Origin of the sequence: Streptomyces sp. NPDC046977, from assembly GCF_040644455.1 — a bacterium.
Lineage (GTDB): Bacteria > Actinomycetota > Actinomycetes > Streptomycetales > Streptomycetaceae > Actinacidiphila.
The window spans coordinates 12,189-28,142 of the sequence record NZ_JBEYWO010000049.1; the positions used below are offsets into that span (position 1 = coordinate 12,189).

16 protein-coding genes are annotated in these 15,954 nt (G+C 71.1%); 12 read left to right on the forward strand and 4 right to left on the reverse strand.

Annotated features, from left to right (window positions below):
- Positions 1-32: 32 nt before the first annotated feature.
- From ABZ883_RS39930 to ABZ883_RS39970, 9 genes are all read left to right on the forward strand, one after another.
- Positions 33-323 (forward strand): WXG100 family type VII secretion target, encoded by a 291-nt coding sequence (locus ABZ883_RS39930; RefSeq protein ID WP_360916103.1) that lies wholly within the window; start codon positions 33-35, stop codon positions 321-323.
- A gap of 132 nt (positions 324-455) precedes the next feature.
- Positions 456-1,742 (forward strand): type VII secretion-associated serine protease mycosin, encoded by a 1,287-nt coding sequence (gene mycP / locus ABZ883_RS39935; protein ID WP_360916106.1) that lies wholly within the window; start codon positions 456-458, stop codon positions 1,740-1,742.
- A gap of 22 nt (positions 1,743-1,764) precedes the next feature.
- Positions 1,765-2,085, forward strand: coding sequence for a hypothetical protein (locus tag ABZ883_RS39940; RefSeq protein WP_360916109.1), 321 nt, complete (start codon positions 1,765-1,767; stop codon positions 2,083-2,085).
- 56 nt (positions 2,086-2,141) lie between these two features.
- A complete protein-coding gene (locus ABZ883_RS39945; protein ID WP_360916112.1) occupies positions 2,142-3,602 on the forward strand; it encodes a hypothetical protein in 1,461 nt (486 codons plus the stop codon).
- Positions 3,603-3,691: 89 nt separating this feature from the next.
- Positions 3,692-5,077: a S8 family serine peptidase gene (locus tag ABZ883_RS39950; RefSeq protein WP_360916115.1), complete on the forward strand. Its 1,386-nt coding sequence runs from the start codon at positions 3,692-3,694 to the stop codon at positions 5,075-5,077.
- 51 nt (positions 5,078-5,128) lie between these two features.
- A complete protein-coding gene (locus ABZ883_RS39955; protein WP_360916118.1) occupies positions 5,129-5,437 on the forward strand; it encodes a hypothetical protein in 309 nt (102 codons plus the stop codon).
- A complete protein-coding gene (locus ABZ883_RS39960; RefSeq protein ID WP_360916120.1) occupies positions 5,434-6,165 on the forward strand; it encodes a hypothetical protein in 732 nt (243 codons plus the stop codon). The genes ABZ883_RS39955 and ABZ883_RS39960 overlap by 4 nt, the downstream gene beginning before the upstream one ends.
- Positions 6,162-7,679 (forward strand): putative T7SS-secreted protein, encoded by a 1,518-nt coding sequence (locus ABZ883_RS39965; protein ID WP_360916123.1) that lies wholly within the window; start codon positions 6,162-6,164, stop codon positions 7,677-7,679. The genes ABZ883_RS39960 and ABZ883_RS39965 overlap by 4 nt, the downstream gene beginning before the upstream one ends.
- Before the next feature lie 2 nt (positions 7,680-7,681).
- Positions 7,682-8,392, forward strand: coding sequence for a hypothetical protein (locus tag ABZ883_RS39970; RefSeq protein ID WP_360916126.1), 711 nt, complete (start codon positions 7,682-7,684; stop codon positions 8,390-8,392).
- A gap of 149 nt (positions 8,393-8,541) precedes the next feature.
- Here ABZ883_RS39970 and ABZ883_RS39975 read toward each other — a convergent pair whose 3' ends face one another.
- Together ABZ883_RS39975 and ABZ883_RS39980 are read right to left on the reverse strand one after the other, a co-directional pair.
- The gene (locus ABZ883_RS39975) at positions 8,542-9,240 is read right to left on the reverse strand and encodes an alpha/beta fold hydrolase (RefSeq protein ID WP_360916129.1); all 699 of its coding nucleotides are present in this window, start codon (positions 9,238-9,240) and stop codon (positions 8,542-8,544) included.
- A gap of 22 nt (positions 9,241-9,262) precedes the next feature.
- Entirely contained in the window at positions 9,263-9,667 is a 405-nt protein-coding gene (locus ABZ883_RS39980; protein ID WP_360916132.1) for an SRPBCC domain-containing protein, read from the reverse strand.
- A 157-nt stretch (positions 9,668-9,824) separates the two neighbouring features.
- On the opposite strand from ABZ883_RS39980, the gene ABZ883_RS39985 reads away from it, so the two are divergent.
- On the forward strand, positions 9,825-10,349 hold the full coding sequence (locus tag ABZ883_RS39985) for a GNAT family N-acetyltransferase (RefSeq protein ID WP_360916135.1): 525 nt from the start codon (positions 9,825-9,827) through the stop codon (positions 10,347-10,349).
- A 34-nt stretch (positions 10,350-10,383) separates the two neighbouring features.
- Here ABZ883_RS39985 and ABZ883_RS39990 read toward each other — a convergent pair whose 3' ends face one another.
- A complete protein-coding gene (locus ABZ883_RS39990) occupies positions 10,384-10,923 on the reverse strand; it encodes a GNAT family N-acetyltransferase (protein WP_360916138.1) in 540 nt (179 codons plus the stop codon).
- A gap of 65 nt (positions 10,924-10,988) precedes the next feature.
- Here ABZ883_RS39990 and ABZ883_RS39995 point away from each other — a divergent pair, with 65 nt between their 5' ends.
- Together ABZ883_RS39995 and ABZ883_RS40000 are read left to right on the forward strand one after the other, a co-directional pair.
- Entirely contained in the window at positions 10,989-11,393 is a 405-nt protein-coding gene (locus ABZ883_RS39995) for a VOC family protein (RefSeq protein WP_360916141.1), read from the forward strand.
- An 84-nt stretch (positions 11,394-11,477) separates the two neighbouring features.
- The gene (locus ABZ883_RS40000) at positions 11,478-11,897 is read left to right on the forward strand and encodes a hypothetical protein (protein ID WP_360916145.1); all 420 of its coding nucleotides are present in this window, start codon (positions 11,478-11,480) and stop codon (positions 11,895-11,897) included.
- A gap of 73 nt (positions 11,898-11,970) precedes the next feature.
- Here the strand turns inward: ABZ883_RS40000 and eccCa are convergent, their stop codons facing one another.
- Positions 11,971-15,921 carry a type VII secretion protein EccCa gene (gene eccCa / locus ABZ883_RS40005; protein ID WP_360916149.1) on the reverse strand — a complete coding sequence of 1,317 codons (3,951 nt, stop codon included), beginning with the start codon at positions 15,919-15,921 and terminating at the stop codon, positions 11,971-11,973.
- Positions 15,922-15,954: the final 33 nt, after the last annotated feature.

Sequence of the window (15,954 nt, forward strand, 5' to 3'; positions counted from 1 at the left end):
CCGTCCGAATCCAACCTCTGAGGAGACACCACATGTCCGGGCAGATCCTGGTCAACTTCCAGACCATCTCCCAGGCCGCGACGGACGTCCGTACGACGGCCAACAACATCAAGCGCCAGCTGGACGACCTCGAGGCCGGCGTGAAGAAGATCGCCGCCACGTGGGAGGGCTCCGCGCAGGAGGCCTACCGCGCCAAGCAGACCGAGTGGGACCAGCGCGCCGCCTCCATGCACCAGACGCTGGAGGCCATCGCCCGCGCCCTCGACACCGCCGCGCAGAACTACCAGGACACCGAGAACAAGAACCGGCAGATCTGGGGCTGATGACGCGCGCCAGGCCGCGTCATACGCGATGAGGGCGGGCGGTACGGACGACGTACGTGCTCGCCCTCATCGGCGGTTCGGCCCACGAACCGCACACAACGGGAGGACGGAACACCAGTGGGATCGCACGCCGTGAGGCGCACCGCCGCACTCGCCGCAGCCGCGGCGATCACCGCCTTCGGCCCACCGGCTGCCGGGCCCGCCGCCGGTGCCGCGCCCGCGGTGGACGCCCCGGCCGACGGCGTGCGGACCGTCCTCGCGGACGGCGGCGGCCTGGGGGAGCGCTTCCAGGTCGACGACACCCAGTGCTCGTTCCCGTCCGACCCCATCGCGGGCACGCCGTGGTCGCTGCAGCGCATCGTCCTTGACCAGTTGTGGCAGGACACCCAGGGCCTCGGCGTCCTCGTCGCCGTCATCGACACCGGTGTGGACGACGGGAACAAACAGCTCGCTCCGGCCATCGCCCGCGAGGTCGGCAAGAAGCGCGCCGGACTGGACGTCTTCGACGAACACGGCGACGGCACCAAGGACGACGTCGGCCACGGCACCAAGGTCGCCGGCATCATCGCCGCCCGCCCCGCCCCGGACACCGGCTTCGTCGGCATCGCCCCACGCGCCTCGATCATCGCCATCCGCCAGAACGACAACCAGGGCGGCGGCACGGTCAGGACGATGTCCGTGGCGATCCGTCACGCGGTGGACACCGGCGCCAAGGTCATCAACATCTCCCAGGACACCGCGTCCAGGCTGTCGCCCGACTCGGCGCTGGAGAAGGCCGTCGACTACGCCAAGGACCACGACGTCCTCATCGTCGCCTCCGCCGGCAACGACGGCGCCGATGGCAAGGTCAAGCTGACCTACCCCGCCTCCTACGACGGCGTCCTCGCCGTCGGCGCCTCCGACCGCGACAACGCCCGCGCCAACTTCTCCCAGCCGGGCCCGTTCGTGGGCGTCGCGGCCCCCGGCGTCGACATGGTCTCCACCGTTCCCTACGGCGGCCACTGCATCGACCAGGGCACCAGCTTCTCCGCCCCGTACGTCTCCGGCGTCGCCGCCCTCATCCGGGCCAAGCACCCCGACTGGACCTACCGCCAGGTCATCACCCAGATCGAGCAGACCGCCGACCGCGGCAAGCCCGGCCGCGACGACTTCGTCGGCTGGGGCGTCGTCGACCCGGTCGCCGCGGTCAACGACGACGCGACCACCCCTCAGGCCGCCCCGACGCCCGACCCGGTCGTCAACCCCGGTGGCCACGAGAAGATCGAGGCCGCCACCGTCGTCCTCGGCGAGAGCCCCGAGCAACGCACCGAGCGCTACGCCGTCTACACGGTCGGCGGCACGGCCGCGGGCATCGCCCTGCTGGTGGGAGGCGGGGTCGTCCTCGGCGACTGGCGTCGCAAGCGAGGGATCCACACATGAGCAGGAACGGGGAAGCGACACGATGACTGACCAGTACAAGGTCGATCTCAGTGAGCTGGAGGACACGATCACCAAGCTCAACGGGGTGATCAGCCAATTGGGCGTCGCCAACGTCTGCGCGAAGAACGACACCTACCTGCCGCCCGGCGCGCTCGGATCGGCATTCGAGGAAGCCGATCAACTGGCCCGCGCGCACGAGGAGATGAAGACGCACATCGAGTCGGTTGTGGCCTACATCCACGGCGTCATGAACGACTTTGGCGGCAAGACCAAGAAGGTGCACGGCCATTACTCGGACGCCGAATACGACGCGCAGGGCGGCATGTCCGGCAGCGGCAAGTGAACACATCATGCGCGGATCGATGAACGTCGTGCCGGTCGCAAAGGGGGACACGCATCATGGCTGACGAGGGAACTTACTACGAGTACCAGGCCCCGACGCAGTGCTATGCCGGGGAGCACACCACGAACTTCGCCGGCACGAAGAACATGGACCAGATGAAGGCCATGCTAGCCAACGCCGACCATGTCGAGGTCGAGTCCTGCGCCCAGGGCTGGCTCCAGGTGCACGACCAGCTGGTCACCGGATCCGGCAGCGCCAAGGCCGTCTTCGAGGCCGCCGTCGAGCACATCACCCAGCACTGGGACGGCGCCGCGGCGGAGGGGTTCCGCGCGCAGGCCACGGTGATCAGCAAGATGATCACCGACTGCTCCACGTATGCCAAGTACACCTCGCAGGCGATGACCAACGCGGCGTCCGTGCTCAAGACCATCAAGCCGCAGGTCGACGCGATGGAGAAGCCCGGCACCCTGTCCAGCTGGGGCGACGCGCTCGGCGACGGCTTCGACCGCAGCGACGCGCAGCTGCACACCGACCTCGCGAACGGGGTGGACACGCAGTCTGCGCTCGACCGCAGCCGCGGCTCGCTGTCGGCGGGCAAGGAAGCGCAGCTCGAAATGGCTGTGAAGATGGAGCAGTTGGGGGCGGGGTACAACGCGCAGTCGCGTGCGATGGGGACGTGGACGAAGAAGCCGACGCCGAGGCGTTACGACGAATCAGAGGACTACCCGGGCGACCCGGGTGGCGTTGCTCCCGTTCCGGTGGTGGTGCCCCCGGAGATCACCCGGCCCAGCACGGACACTTCGAGCCGGCCCACGGCTCGGACGTCGACCGGCACGGTGACGCCGGTCAAGGAGGTGAAGTCGCCCCGGGAAGGCGGCATCACCGGTGGGGTGCAGAAGCCTCCTTCGAGCACGAAGCCTCAGGTCGGTACTGCCATCGACGGCATTGCCGGGGGCACGACCGGCACCGGTGGGTACGGCGGAGGCACGGCCGGCATCGGTGGTGGCGTCGGCGGAGTCGGCGCCCCCGGGGCGGGTGGTACCGCGGGTGTCGGCGGCGCCGGTGCGGGTCTTCCGGGAGCCTTGGGCGGCCTTGGCGGACGCGGGGGTAAGGCGGCTGGTTCCGGCGCCGGTGGTGCCGGTCGCGCGGGCGCTGCCGGCCGGGGCGGCATGCCCGGGGCCGGTGGTGCCGGGGCTGGAGCAGGTGGCAGGGGCGGTGCCACCGCCGGACGCGGGGGCAGCCTTGCCCGCCGCGGTGGCGGCGTTGCGGGGGCCGCCAAGGGCACCGGGTCCGGTATGCGGGGCACGCCGGGTGGTTCGGGCCTGCACAAGAGCCGTGGGGCCACGGGTGCCGGCGGCAGCAACGTCGGCAAGGGCGCCAACCGCATGATGGGCCGTGGTCAGACCGATCGGGCGGAAGAGGAAGAGCGGCGCGAGGGCGAGCGTCCCGACTACTTGGTCGAGGACGAGGAGACCTGGACGCCGGAACGCAACAACGCTCCTCGGGTCATCGAGTAGCGGCGCACAGCAGCCTGTAGAACAGTGTGGGGGCTCGGCCGGAGAATCCGCAGCGGCCCGCCCCCGCACTGCCTGAGAGAGGACATGGGATGGCCTTCACACCGACGCTGCGCTCAGTGGGCGGTGTTGTGCTCGCAGGTGCGCTGATCCTCGCCGCCGCACCGGTCGCCTCGGCGGACCAGACGCGAGAAGACCAGTGGCCTCTGAAGGCCTTCGACGCGGCCTCCATCTGGAAGGTTTCGAAGGGCAAGGGCGTCACCGTCGCGGTCATCGACTCCGGTGTCAACGCCCATCACGTCGATCTCAGTGGCAATGTGATCGAAGGCAAGGACTTCATCGACGGCGGCTCAACGGCTCCGGCCCCGGGCGACGACCACGGCACTGCCATGGCCTCGATCATTGCCGCGCACGGCCACGGACCTGCGGGGGCCGACGGGGTCATGGGGCTTGCCCCCGACGCCAAGATTCTCGACATCCGCGACGACGGGCATCGCGACGGCGGCTTCGCCGAATCGATTCGTTATGCGGTCGACCACGGAGCATCCGTGATCAACGTGTCGTCCGGAGGCGCGGTCAAGACCGAGCAGGAGGCGGACGCTGTTGCGTACGCCCTCCGGAAAAACGTAGTCGTGGTTGCGGCCTCGGGTAACGAGGGCACTGAGGTGAGCTATCCGGCAGGTCACCCCGGTGCAGTCGCGGTGGGGGGTGTCAAGAACAACGGCGAGATCTGGGAGGGCTCCAACTCAGGTCCCCAGGTACTGCTTGCGGCACCCGGAACCTCCATCGTGAGCGCCGGTGGCCAGGCAAACGCGGCCTACCGGTCCGGCACCGGTACCTCCGACTCGAGTGCGTTCGTTGCCGCGGCGGCCGCGCTCCTGCGCGCCAAGTTCCCAGACCTGACCGCAGGTCAGATCGTCAACCGCCTGACCAGGACCGCAGGGCTCCCCGCGTCGGCCAAGGGCACATCCCTCCCGGACGAGCACTACGGCTACGGCTTCATCCAGCCACTGGCCGCCCTGACCCGGGACGTCCCTGCCGGGTCCACGTACGGTCCGCTGGCCGTGCCGGAGTCGCTGAAGACCGGGCAGAACGACGGCGGCCAAGGGGCGACGCCCGACCCGTCGGGCGCCGCGCCGAACACCACCGGCGGCGCCATGAGCGACGACGAGCAGGCGGCGGCCGACCGCAAGCAGGTCATCGCCCTCAGCGTGATCGGGCTGGTCGGACTTCTCGTCCTCGCTCTGATCGTCTTTGTGATCGTCAGGATCGCCCGCCGCAACAAGGGCGGCGGCGATGACCGCCCGGGCGGTCCCGGTGCGCCCGGCGGCGGGTATCAGCAGTACGGCGGGCCGCAGCCGCCGCAGCAGTACCAGCCCCAGCCCCAGCAGCAGGGCAACCCGTATGCCCAGAACAACCCGTACGGGGGGCAGCAGCAGACGCCGCCGCCCTCGTCGTGGGGCTCGGGGCGCCAGTAACGCACAGCCGCTCGCACGTCCGACACATTCAACGGGGAGACGACATCGGCCATGGCCGGTTACTACAAGGTGGAACTCGACGCGCTCGCTGATCTCGGTACGCAGTTGGGGAACTGCGCCGACGAGATGCGCTCCGCGATGAAGGTCCTGAAGGACATCGGCCCGAAGGGCTCCGGCTTCGCCGATCTGGAGGCGGCCTGTGACGAGTTCCAGGACGCCTGGGGGTACGGGATCGGGCTGATCGCGGACGCGACGGGCGGCGTCACCAAGGGTCTCGCCGATACCCGGAAGGTGTACGAGACCCTGGAGCAGCAGGTCGCGGACTCCTTCAAGCCGTCGGGCAAGGGAGGGACCACGTGACATCGACACCCGAGGACGGTCCGGAGGACGGCGCCGCGGCATTCCGGTTCCAGGTGCAGTCCGAGTTCCACGAGATACCTCTCGGCATTGGGCTGGACGACGAGACATTTACCGAGCGCATGCGGGCGTACGCGCGCGACTACTGGGGTGACCGGGAGGACTGGGAGCCGCTGCGCAGGATGTTCACGGCCGTGCACGCGGCGAACGCGCAGCAACTCGCTGCCGACGGCGTCGTCTACCAGGCACTTGGCATCTTTCCCATCGGGGGAACGGCCGACGGCACGCAGGCACCGGAACGAGTGAGCCGTTGCACGCTGTTGATCAGCGTGCGGGAGTTGGACATTCCGGATCCCGCGCTTGCCGCTGCCGGCATCGTGGAGACGCTCGCGCGCACCAACGACGGGGGCGAAGCCCAGCTCGTCACCCTCCCCGCGGGACCGGCCGTGGTGAATGTCGCGGGGTCGCGTGCTGTGTGGGCACTCCCGGACGGCGAACAGGAAAGGTTCTTCGTCCGGATCGAGCTCTGGTTGCCGTTCCCGCAGGAGAACCGGCTGCTCCTGTTCTGTCTGAGCACTTCCGACGCCCAGGATCTCTTCCACTACCAGGCGGTTCTCGCCGACATCGCCGACACCGTCACCTTCGCGGGCGGAGAGGACGGCTCCGGTGAAGGTGCCGAGTCCTCGACGGCGATCGCCTCGAGCACCCAGGAGAGGACCGCGTTCGCATGACCGCGCAGACGTACGACGCCCTCGGGTTTGACCCGGCGCCCGGGGTCCCGGCCTCGGTGGCCCAGCTCGTGACCATCCTGAGCAAAGTCGGCAACCAGCTGAACGAGGCGCACGGCACGCTGACGCGGCTGGGCAAGAGCGACGGTATCTGGGAGGGGGACGCGGCCGACGGCTTCGCCAAGAAGGTGGGCGAACTGCCGAAATATCTGCTCGACGGACACGGCTCGCTGATCGACGCCGCTCACGCCCTGCACTGGTGGCAGTCCCAACTGACAGACTTCCAGACGCTCGCGGTCCGCTACGAGGCGGAGGCCGAGCAGGCCCGCCGGGTCCTCACCTCGGCGCAGTCCGCGCCGGATCTTCAACTGGCCGGGCGGACCTTCGACACCGACGCCGCGCTGCAGGACGCGCAAAGGCGTCTCGACTTCGCCGTCAAGCAGGTCAACGAGGCCACGGACGGCCTGAACACGGTCATCAAGAAGGCCCAGGACCTGCTGAGCGACCACGAGGCGGCGGCCCGTGCCGCGGCCGAGGCCATCCGCAAGGCCGCCGAACGTGCCCCGGACGAACCGGGGCTCTTCGACCGGTTCCTCGATTCCCTGAAGGACCTCGGCGACAGGATCAAGGATCTCGCCGCCGACGTCCTGGACTGGCTGAAGAACAACGCGGACCTGCTCTACAAGATCGGCGACTGGCTCGGCTACGCGAGTGCGGCGTGCGACGTCCTGGCCGTCGTCTTCTCGGAGACCATCGTGGGCGCCGTGGTGTTCGAGGCCATCGGCATGGTCCTCAACGCCGGAGCGCTCGCCTTCCACGCCGGCGGCTGGGCTCTGGGAGCCAAGGACGGCTCGTGGTTGGACATCGGCCTCGACATCGTCGGATTTGTGCCGTTCGGCGACTTCGCCCGCGGTGGCAAGGTGGCCCTGGGCGCATTCAAGGGCGTCAAGATCCCGATGAACGTCCTGGATTTCGGTGCGAAGGCCGCGGATTCGTGGAAACGTGCCGGCGATCTGATCGACGCGGTCGGCGGTACCGCCAAGTTCGGCGACGACGCCGAGCAATGGGTGGCGCGCAACTGGGGTTCCCTCGGCAACAAGGCCCACGCCATCCACGTCACCGCGGACAAGTTCGCGGACCGGTTCGCGCTCGCCGTCGCCAAGGAGTTCGGCGACTCCACGCTGTACCGGGCGGGGACGTCCCTTCTCGACGCCCCGTTCCGGAAGATCATGCCGGAGCTCATCGAGCGCACACCGTTGTCACGTATCCCGGCTCTCGCGGACTCCGTCAGGCCGGTCGTCGACGAGGCGGGCACCGTCGTCGGGAAGTACATCGACCCGCGCTCGTGGACGGCGCGCGGCTACGAGGCCGCCATGGGCGCGAAGGATCTCTACAAGGAGGGCGTGCGCCACGTGACGGAGGACGTGCAGTACACGTCGGACAAGGTCCATGAAAGTATCGACCAGGCCCGTTCCACGGCCGGTCGGATCGTCGACACCCTCAACCCTTTCGGATAGCCGTGAGCAACAGTCACCCGGGGTGGTCCGCCCCGGCTCAGCAGACGCCGTTCCCCGCGCCCGAGTCCCGGCAGGTGTTCCAGGTCTCCCCGCCCGGTCCCGCCGACCCCGAGCGGCCGGGATCCCGGCTGGTCCTGGCGATCAGGCAGCCGGGCACCCGGCGTGACGCGGCGGCCTTGGCGTACGTCTACGACTCCGCCGGGCCCCTGAACCCGGGCGCGGTCTCGTCGACCGCGCTGTGGATCCACAGCGGGGCGGACGGCGGCCCGTTGTGCGTCGTGCGCCCGGGCGACCGTGGGGAGTACGAGGTCTGCACGGCCGAAGGCGCCCCGCTCGCGTGGATCACCCGCCGTTCCGGGCGCGTCCTGCCCTGGCCGCGTCGTGTCCGGTGGACGATCCGGCCCGTCGACGCGTCACCGGCGGCTGTCGGCAAGGCGGGCTCCTGGTACGCGTGGACGTTCTACCTGCTGCTCGCACCGCTCTGGTTCCCGCTGTGGCTCGTGCAGCTGGTGTACTCGCTGATCGACGGCTCGGATCCCGTCGACCTCGACGGCCCGCAGCGCACGAGGTGGCGTACGGCGGGTGCGGGCACCGCGCTCGACCGGCGGGGCGTCAGCACCGCGGTGTACGAACTCGACCCGAAGCGCCTGGATGTCCGGGTCGCCTATGCCCAGGCCGTTGTGCGGTCAGGGAGCAACCTGCTCCCGTCGTGACGCGGGCGCAGGTGAGGTCGCCCGGTGGGAATCGCCGTGCGGCGGACTCGCGCCGCTGTTCGTCGCTATCACGCTCACCAAGTACCTGCTGACGAGAGCCGCAGGGCCCCGGAGAGGCCCGGTGCCCTGCGGCCGCGTTGCGGGCCGCGTCAAGGTGTCCGGTAGCCCACGAGCAGCTCCGCCAGGCCCGCCGGATTGCTCAGTGCCACCAGGTGGCCGCCCGGCAGGACGTCCGCCTCGACGCCGAGGCGCTCGCGGGCGACGCGTCGCTGGAACTCCGGCGGGAAGAGCCGGTCGTCGCGGCCGGCGACGACGCGGGTGGGCACGTCCGGCCAGGCGGACAGCGGGAAGGGGACGCCGAACGGGGTGTCGGACTGGCGGGGCTCCCGGGCGAGGGCCGCTTCCACCAGGGGCCCCGGCAGGTCGTGGAAAAAGGTCACCAGGGGGTCGAAGTCCGCGTCCGGCGGTCGGCCCTCGGCGAGGTCGAGCGTCCGCCGGGCCTCGGGCTGGCCCGTGTTCGCCCACCATTCCCCCGCGGTCTCCCCGGGTGCCGGGATCATCGCGTTGACCAGGACGAGCAGTTGGACCCGGTCGCCCAGACGCTCGCACGCCAGGGGCGCGGTGAACCCGCCCATCGACTGGGCGACCAGCACCAGGTGCTCGTGATCGCCCACGACCGCGGCGACCGCGTCCGCGTACTCCTCCAGCCCCGCCGCGTCGTCGTCCACGGGGAGTTCGACCGCCAGGGCCTCGTGGCCGCGGCGGCGCAGCTCCGGCACCACGAGCTGCCAGTACCAGGCGCTGTCGCCGCCCGCTCCGGGGATCAGGGCGTAGGTCGTGGTCGCCACGGTCGGGGGCTCCGTCCTGCCGTCACGCCCTCGCCAGGACGGAGGCGAAGCTGTCGAGGATGTGGTGGACGCCCGCCTCGGTCCGGGTGAAGTGCTCGGCGGGGACGTCGGGCTGGCGGTAGACGACCTCGGTCTTGTCGCCGTGGTCGGTGAACGCGGCGTCCATGACGACCTCGGCGCCGTCGGGGCCGACCATCGTCCACACCAGCCGCTCGTGCCGTACGACCTCGCGGTAGGTGCCGCCCAGCGGCATGTCGCCCTGAGGGGTGGTGACGGTGGCGCTCCACGTGCCGCCGGTGCGGACGTCGCTGACGACCGTCGGCAGCGGGGCGCCGAACCATTGGGCGAAGTACTCGCGCTCGGTCCACACCTTCCAGACCTTGGCGAGCGGCGCGTCGAAGACCCGGGTGACGGTGATGTCGTTCATGGGGGCATGCCTTCCTCGGTACGGCGGCGGAGCGCGTCCGGCGCACTCCTTCTCACGAGGGGGCAGACCGGCGGCGGGACCGGGACTCATCGGTCGGCACGCCCCGATGTCCGACCCTCGTGATGTCATCGGCAGGAGCGAGGAGAGGAGCCGGGGCATGACCGTCGAGGTGAGGATCGAACCGTGGGGGCAGGACGATCTCGCCCTGCTGCGGCGCACGAACGCGCCCGAGATGATGGCGCACCTGGGAGGCCCGGAGACCGAGGAGCAACTGCGGGCCCGGCACGAGCGGTATCTGCAGCGGCGCGGCGCCGGTGGCGGGGGGATGTTCCGCATCGTGCTGTCGCCCACGGGCGAACCGGCGGGCACCATCGGCTACTGGGAGCGTCCCTGGCGGGGGGAGACGGTGTACGAGACGGGCTGGAGCGTCCTGCCGGAGTACCAGGGGCGCGGCATCGCCGTGGCGGCGGGGCGCGAGATCATCGGGCTGGCGACGGAGGCGGCGTCGGCCGGGGACGGGCCGCGGTCCCTGCACGCGTACCCGAAGGTGGACAACCCCGCGTCGAACGCGATCTGCCGTCGACTCGGCTTCACGCTCGTGGAGGAGTGCGACTTCGAGTACCCCGCCGGCCATCCCATCCGCTGCAACGACTGGCGGCTGGAGCTCACCCCCGCCGGCTGACGCGGCGGCGGACCGGCGAACCGCGGCCGGGGACCTACCAGGCGTCGCCGTCCCGCCAGTCGCACACGAGGTCGCCGGCGAGGTCGAGCGGCGCGGCCGTCGGCAGCACGTACACGCAGTCGTCGTCGTCCGGGGTGCGCAGGACCCCCGACGGCGTGAGCACGGAGGTGGGGCCCCGCCACGGCCGCCAGCCGCGGGCCGCGTAGAAGCCGCCCGCGCCGTCGGCGGCGGCCAGTGCGCCCAGGTCGTACGCGCGGCGCACCCGGCGTTCCAGCGCGTCCATCAGGGCGGCGCCGTGACCGCGTCCGCGGCGGTCCGCGCGCACGCCCACGCCCTCGACGTAACCGGTCCGCAGGGCACGGCCGTCGTGCAGCACACGGCGCTGCACGAGGGCGGCGTGCCCGATCAGCTCCGCGCCCTCCCGCACCAGCGTGTGCAGGCCGCCGAGGGAGTGCTCCCAGTCCGTGTCGTCGAAGCCGCCGTCGAAGGCCGCGACGAGCAGGGCGCGTGCCGCGTCCAGGTCGGCGCGGTCCAGGTCGGCGGTGTGGGCGACGTCGACGCGGATGCGGGTCATGTGCCCATCCTCGCAGCGGGCTTCGCGGCGGGGGCACTGTCGGTGGCAGCTGTCATCATCGATCCATGCTGAGCCTGGGAACCATCGTGCTGGGCGCCGCGGACGTGCACCGTGCCGCGGCCTTCTGGGGTGCCGCACTCGGGTACGTGCCGCGTGACGGGGAGGCCGGGGACGACTGGGCGGTGCTGGTCCCCGCCGACGGCGGCGCGGGCCCCGGCATCGCCGTGGGCCGCAGCGCCACCCCCGTCCAGGAGCACCCGCGGGTCCACCTCGACCTGTACGCCGAGGACGCCGCCGATCAGGCGGCACAGGTCGAGCGGCTGGTCGCCCTCGGGGCCGGGCGCGTCGACTGGGACCGGTACCCGCCGGACCCCGACTTCGTCGTGCTCGCCGACACCGAGGGCAACCGCTTCTGCGTCATCGACACGTCCTTCGTACCGTCCTTCGTACCGTCCTCCGGTACCTCCTGAGGTACGCCGCCGTCCCGTGCCGGGGAGTGGCACGATGGCCCGCACACCCTTCTCGCGACGCACACGACCGGGGGCACCGAGCCGATGAGCAAGGAGATCAGCGACGCCGAGTTGATGGAGGTCGCCGCCGACCCGGAGCAGGCCCGCCGCCTGCACAAGGCGCTCAGGACGCTGGCCGACAACCCGAAGGTGACCGGCCCGCTGAAGGACATGGCGCGCGAGGTCCTGAACGGCCGTCTCGGCATGCGCGAGGCCCTGGACTCCGACGTCTGGCGCGGGGCCGTCGGTGACCGCATGGCGGAACTGCGCAGGATCGACGAGCGGATGACGCCCGAGGAGCGCGCCGAGGCGCGTGAGCGCGCCGCGCGGTGGTTCGAGCAGCAGGACCAGCAGGACCAGCAGAATCGGGACGAAGAGCGGGTCGGGCCCGAAGCGCCCGGCGCCGGTGCCGCCGACCCGCGCGACGTCCCACCCGCCTACCGCCCGCCCACCCCGCGCGACTGAACCGCCCCACGGCCTCCGCACGGCAACGGGGCGGGGACGGACGCCCGGTCCGTCCCCGCCCCGCCCCGTGCCGTCAGCTCTCCGGCAGGAACCCGGTCTGGATCAGCTGGTTGCCGCGCCGCCGGGTGAGGAACTGCGCCCGCCCCGGCGGCAGCTTGACCGCCTTGGTGCTGCCGAAGACGGGGCCCTCGCCCGGGTCGCCGGACAGGACGATCCCGGTCGCGCCGAGTTCCTTCGTCCGGGTGAGGAACGGCTCGAAGGAGGACCGCGAGGCGCCCGACGTGCTGCGCGACAGGATGATGCGCAGGCCCAGGTCGCGGGCGAACGGCAGGTACTCCATCAGCACCTGCATCGGGTTGCCCATGGAGGTCGCGACCAGGTCGTAGTCGTCGACAAAGACCCACGCGTCCGGCTCGGTGTACCAGCTGCGGTTGCGCAGCTGCTCGGGCGTCACGTCCTGGCCGGGCATCCGGCGGCCCATCGAGCCGGCAAGCGACTCCATGACCTCCTGCAACTGCGGGCCCGAGGCGCAGTACTTGTACATGTGGCTCTCCGGCACCTGGCCGAGCAGCGCCCGGCGGAAGTCGGAGACCACGAACAGCGCCTTGCCGGGCTCGTAGCGCTCGCTGACCTGCTTGGCGATCAGCCGCAGCAGCGAGGACTTGCCGGACTCGCTCTCGCCGTAGACCACCATCAGCGGATCGGTCTCGAAGTCCACGAACACCGGGGAGAGCGTGAGCTCGTCGACGCCGATCGCGATGCCGCGGTCGGAGAAGTCGCCGCCCTTGGGGAGTTCGGTCGCCGGGAGCATCGTCGGCAGCATCCGCACCTTCGGTGCGACCGGCCCCGGCCAGTTGGCGTTGACCTGGGCGACGAACTGCGCCATGCCCTCGGACAGGTCCTCCACGGCGGAGGAGGCGTCGATGCGCGGCAGCGCCGCCAGGTAGTCCAGCTTCTCCGGGGACAGCCCGCGCCCGGGCTTGCCGACCGGCACGTTCTCGGCGCGCCGGCGGTCGAACTCGGACTCCATCGGGTCGCCGAGCCGCAGTTCCAGCCGGCTGAGGATCTGGTCGCGCAGCGCGGGCCGGATCTCGGTGTAGCGGGTGGCGGTGACGATCAGGTGGATGCCGAAGCCGAGGCCGCGGGTGGCGATGTCGTTGATGACCGGGTCGAGCTGCTCGTAGTCGGTCTTGAACGTGCCCCAGCCGTCGATGACCAGGAACACGTCGCCCCACGGCTGGTCCGGGAAGTGCCCGGCCGCCCGCCGGGAGCGGAAGGTGTTCATGGAGTCGATGACGTTGCTGCGGAAGAACTCCTCGCGCGCATTGAGGATGCCGTGCACCTCGGCGACCGTGCGGCGGACCTTCTCCGCGTCCAGCCGGGAGGCGACCCCGCCGACGTGCGCCAGCCCGTCCAGCGCCAGCATGCCGCCGCCGCCGAAGTCCAGCGCGTAGAACTGGACCTCATTCGGAGTGTGGGTCAGCGCGAAGGACGCGATGAGCGAGCGCACCAGGGTGGACTTGCCGGACTGCGGGCCGCCGACGACCAGCGCGTGGCCGCCGGAGCTCGACAGGTCGGCGTACATCACGTCGCGGCGCTGCTCGAAGGGCTTGTCGACCAGGCCGACCGGCACCGCGAGCTTGCCGGTGGCCGTGTAGCCCTCGGCGTGCAGACCGCGCTCGGCGCTCACCGTCAGCGGCGGCAGCACCTGGTCGACGCTGAACGGTTCGTCCAGCGGCGGCAGCCACACCTGGTGGGCGGGCGGGCCCTGCCCTTCGAGGCGGCCCACGATCACGTCGAGGACGGTGTCGGCCAGCGCGTCGTCCACCTGGCCGGAGCGCGGCTGCGGTTCCGGCTCGGTGAGGATGCGCAGCGGCACCGGCGCCGCGGTGAACAGCACGGGGGAGCGGTCGATGCGGGCGCCGTTCGCCGTCCGGGTGCCGGGCGCGCGGTAGGTGCCGGAGACGTACGCGGCCTTGAACTGCACCATGGTGTCGGTGCCGTACTTCAGGATGCCCGCGCCGGGCACGTTGGGCAGGTGGTAAGCGTCCGGCACGCCGATCGCCGTGCGGGACTCGGCGGCGGAGAAGGTGCGCAGACCGATGCGGTAGGACAGGAAGGTGTCCAGGCCGCGCAGCTTGCCCTCCTCCAGGCGCTGCGAGGCGAGCAGCATGTGCACACCCAGCGACCGGCCGATGCGGCCTATCTGGATGAACATCTCGATGAAGTCGGGCTTGGCGGCGAGCAGTTCGGAGAACTCGTCGATGATCAGGACGAGCGAGGGCAGCGGGTCCAGTGCCGCGCCCGCCGCGCGGGCCTTCTCGTAGTCCGTGATGTTGGCGTAGTTGCCGGACTGCCGCAGCAGTTCCTGGCGGCGGGTGAGCTCACCGGTGATGGAGTCGCGCATGCGGTCGACGAGGGTCAGCTCGTCGGCGAGGTTGGTGATGACCGCCGACACGTGCGGCATGGTGCCCATGCCGGTGAAGGTGGCGCCGCCCTTGAAGTCCGCCAGGACGAAGTTCAGCGTCTCCGAGGAGTGGGTGACCGCCAGGCCCAGCACCAGCGTGCGCAGCAGCTCCGACTTGCCGGAACCGGTGGCGCCGACGCAGAGGCCGTGCGGGCCCATGCCCTCCTGCGAGGCCTCCTTGACGTCCAGCATGACCGCCTCGCCGGTCTCGCCGAGGCCGATCGGCACGCGCAGCCGCTCGTGCAGGGTCCGCGGCCGCCAGGTCCGCGAGACGTCCACGGAGGACGCGTCGCCGATCCCCATCAGGTCGGTGAAGTCCAGGTTCGCCAGCAGCGGCTCGTCGGCGTCGGCCGCCCCCAGGCGCAGCGGCGCCAGCTGCCGGGCCAGCGACTCCGCCTGTACGGGGGACAGCACGTCCGGGGTGCCGACGAAGGTGCCGGAGCCGGCCTCCAAGTAGAGCTGGTCGCGCCACACCTGGATGGACAGCGAGCCGCGCATCTCGTCGAGTTCGCCGGGCACGACCTCCAGGATCGTCACGCCCTGCAGGCCCTCGGCCGAGGCGATCACCGAGTCGGCGGGCACGCCGCCGCCGTCGAGCACGATCACCACGTGCGGCTGGTCCAGGACCGTCTGGCCGTCGCGGTTGAAGCGCGGCCGGCCGTCCAGCTCGTCGGCGAGCAGTTCCTCGGCCTCGCCGAGATCGCCGCAGACCAGCCGGCGCGAACCCGCGCCGTCCTGCTCCTTGTGCTGCGCGTGCGGCAGCCACTTCGTCCACTCCCACTCCGACTGGGCGCCGGGCGCCGCGACCACGGCGACGACCAGGTCCTCGGGGGAGTGCAGGGAGCACAACTGGCCGACGACGGACCGGGTCTGGCCGTAGACGGTGTCCGGGTCGCCGGAGATCGTCACGTGGTAGAAGGAGCGCAGCCCCACCGCCAGCGGCAGGTTGTCCAGCGAGCCGTGCGCGGCGATGAACTGCTGCATCGAGTGCGCGGTCAGCGGCTCCAGTTCGTCGACCGGGGCGGTCTCGGGCGCGACGATCGGGGTGGCCAGCTGCTGCGGGCCGAGCCCGACCCGCACCTGCGCGAAGTCGGCGTCGGAGGCGCGGCGTTCCCACACCCGCGAGCCCTCGGCGACCAGCGCCCACAGCTGCTCGGGAGCGGGGTGCAGGTAATACTGTGCGTCACGCTGCTTGCGGGCGGTCTTGCGGACCCCGCGGCGCACCTGCGCCAGGTACTTGAGGTAGTCGCGGCGGGCCTCGGCCATCTGGCCGGACGGGCCCTTGCGGGAGCGGACGATCTGGGCGACCACCATCGCGAGGGTGGAGCCCATCATCAGCACACCCATGATCTTCATGAACCCGCCGGAGCCCCCGCTCCCCGTGGGCAGGAAGAAGAAGGCGGCCGACGAGCCCATGCCGAGCATGGGCAGCAGGTTCATCAGCAGGCCCTGGTCCTCGCCGCGCGGCAGTTCGGGCGGCGCGACGAGCCGTACCTCCTCACTCGGCACCTCCGGCGGGTATACCCGCGGCGGGCGTTTGACGACGACCACGCTCACCGATGCACCAGTCCTTCACGCGAATCGCAGTTT

Bases quoted from the DNA above. Each gene is read 5' to 3' on its own strand.
- ABZ883_RS39995 (WP_360916141.1), top strand. From the start codon at position 10,989: ATGCTGAGCCTGGGAACCATCGTGCTGGGCGCCGCGGACGTGCACCGT.
- ABZ883_RS39955 (WP_360916118.1), top strand. From the start codon at position 5,129: ATGGCCGGTTACTACAAGGTGGAACTCGACGCGCTCGCTGATCTCGGT.
- ABZ883_RS39985 (WP_360916135.1), top strand. From the start codon at position 9,825: ATGACCGTCGAGGTGAGGATCGAACCGTGGGGGCAGGACGATCTCGCC.
- ABZ883_RS40000 (WP_360916145.1), top strand. From the start codon at position 11,478: ATGAGCAAGGAGATCAGCGACGCCGAGTTGATGGAGGTCGCCGCCGAC.
- ABZ883_RS39950 (WP_360916115.1), top strand. From the start codon at position 3,692: ATGGCCTTCACACCGACGCTGCGCTCAGTGGGCGGTGTTGTGCTCGCA.
- ABZ883_RS39980 (WP_360916132.1), bottom strand. From the start codon at position 9,667: ATGAACGACATCACCGTCACCCGGGTCTTCGACGCGCCGCTCGCCAAG.
- ABZ883_RS39965 (WP_360916123.1), top strand. From the start codon at position 6,162: ATGACCGCGCAGACGTACGACGCCCTCGGGTTTGACCCGGCGCCCGGG.
- ABZ883_RS39940 (WP_360916109.1), top strand. From the start codon at position 1,765: ATGACTGACCAGTACAAGGTCGATCTCAGTGAGCTGGAGGACACGATC.
- ABZ883_RS39930 (WP_360916103.1), top strand. From the start codon at position 33: ATGTCCGGGCAGATCCTGGTCAACTTCCAGACCATCTCCCAGGCCGCG.
- ABZ883_RS39945 (WP_360916112.1), top strand. From the start codon at position 2,142: ATGGCTGACGAGGGAACTTACTACGAGTACCAGGCCCCGACGCAGTGC.
- ABZ883_RS39990 (WP_360916138.1), bottom strand. From the start codon at position 10,923: ATGACCCGCATCCGCGTCGACGTCGCCCACACCGCCGACCTGGACCGC.